This window comes from Roseovarius sp. D22-M7 (genome assembly GCF_037083785.1).
Lineage (GTDB): Bacteria > Pseudomonadota > Alphaproteobacteria > Rhodobacterales > Rhodobacteraceae > Roseovarius.
Window position 1 is genome coordinate 1 of record NZ_JBAPKY010000140.1, and the last position, 2,178, is coordinate 2,178.

A 2,178-nucleotide genomic window follows, 5' to 3' on the forward strand; every position below is an offset into this window, starting at 1 on the left:
TCGCAGATCACCTCACGGGGGTGGCCACATGTCATGGAATGACTGGCCACATGCGCGTGGAACAGGTGGCCACATGTCGTGGAATACGCACTTCAACACATCCGGCGCCGCTGATGCGATCGATGGCGTCGTTAATCACTACTACGTGGATCGCGGTTTCGACACGGTGAATACCGAGGAGCAATATGGCTTCAACCAACTGAAGCTATGGAATATCGAGCTTGGAGTTCGCAACGAAACACTTCCAGACCTCGATTTCTATACTACGGAGTGGAACACACGTAAGAACGGGGCGATAGAGGACACTAATAATCGCGGATTACAACAAGTCTCTATGAACGTGGAAATTTTCTATGAAATGGTTACGCACGATGTGACGGCTGCTAACTTCTGGCCGGTAATTTTTAATTACAGCAATGCCGGTACATTGGTGTTCAATTCGGCAGAATCCCTGACATTGGTTGGCGAAGGCTTTTCCCTTATGAGCGAAAGCCTTGTGGGCCTCCAACCCATCCTAGATTTCCGAATTGCAGGGGAAGTTTCCATCCACGGCTACGGGGACAAGGAGACGTTTGTATATTTCCTGTCCGAGCGCAGCGGAGCTGAAAACCAGGTAAACCTCGACTTGAGCGGGGTGATAACCCCGGATGCAGAGTATTTTGAGGTGTCTTGGACCGAGCTTTGGGATGGCGGGGCCGGCGGTATCGACGAGATGGCCAGGCCCGTTATCAGCAAAACGACCGTGACAGAATATGTGGCACGGGATGAGTTTTCCGATTTCCTTCTGACTATGCAGGCGTGGTCGACCGTCCGGATGGACATCCAAGCGATTGATACCGCGGCTGAAGGTGGGTTCCACAAGAACGCCACCGGCGAGAGCGGGCGACTGGTAGAGGGCGGCGTTGCCGATGACCGTCTCGGGGGCGGTCGCGGTGATGACGTCCTCAGGGGCGGCTCTGGCAACGATGTCCTCTCCGGCGGGGCCGGCAATGACCTTCTGATTGGCGGCTCCGGGAATGACACTCTGATCGGGGGGGAGGGTCAAAATACCTTTCTTGGTAGTCTGAGTGATCTGGACGGCAACGTCATCCTGGACTTTTCGTATGGTGACAGTATCGTTATCACTGAAAGTCTTTTCAATGTCTCTGCTTTACGGTTCCGAAGCAACGACCGAAGGCTGGAGATCGACGCCAACCGTGACGGCAACCTCGATGCGAGCTTGATCATTCAAGGAGAGTTTAGCTTCGATGAACTGAAGGTCAGGTCAGAGGGTAACAAAACGGTCATTGGTCACGTCGAAAGCGATCACGGCAGCGACTCGGAGAGCGTCCCACCGGCTTCTGAAGCAAGTGGTCCCGATCCGGTAGACGAGGGTGCAGCCGAGATGGTCCAGCTCAGGGCGCATGTTCTGGACCGCAGCGGAAACGGATTGGAAGGAACGACAGTCAGCTTCAACTCCTCAAGATCAGAGGAGTATTCACTTATCACTGACGGGTCTGGCATCAGCACTTTCTCTCTTGGGCGAGACACGGCTGGCACTCTTGATGCGACGCGAGGCTATAACCCGGTCACCGATGGAAATATCACCGCAGATGATGCTCTCAACGTGCTACGCCTTGCCGTTGGCATCACGCCCACTTGGGGAAAGGCCGATGCCATGGATTTTATTGCAGCGGATATCGATCAGGACGGCAAGGTCACAGCGACCGATGCATTGGAAATCTTACGTGTGGCCGTTGGCTTGCAAAGCGACATTCAACCAAAGTGGATTCTCTTCTCTTCCGATGCTGATCTCGAGGTTATAAGCGCCAAAAATACGAAGATCGAGACGGCCATTCAAATTGATACGTTGGAAACAAGTCTTACTGAGGTGAGTATGACCGGAGTACTCTTGGGTAACATACAGGAATATGCTTAGACCCCATAATCGCGGTGTGAGCTGAGTGGTTCAGTGGTCTATCCCGCGGCATTCTCCGTTCGAGGGTTACGGCGGATTGGCCGGTGCCGAGCCTCAAGGATGGGGAAAGACCGGATGCAGAGTAGCACTTTCATTGGGCTGGATGTCCATAAGGCGACGATATCGAGAGGTGGTTCCGGAAATCTGAACAGCCGGGATAGGTGGATTTTCCGTGCAACAGCGGCATGATGCTGCGAGCAAGGAGAAGACCATGGCAAGAC

General features: G+C 53.8%; 1 protein-coding gene. It reads left to right on the forward strand.

Annotated elements, in window-relative coordinates:
- Window positions 1-28 precede the first annotated feature (28 nt).
- Window positions 29-1,918, forward strand: coding sequence for a hypothetical protein (locus V8324_RS21590; protein ID WP_336421950.1), 1,890 nt, complete (start codon window positions 29-31; stop codon window positions 1,916-1,918).
- Window positions 1,919-2,178: the final 260 nt, after the last annotated feature.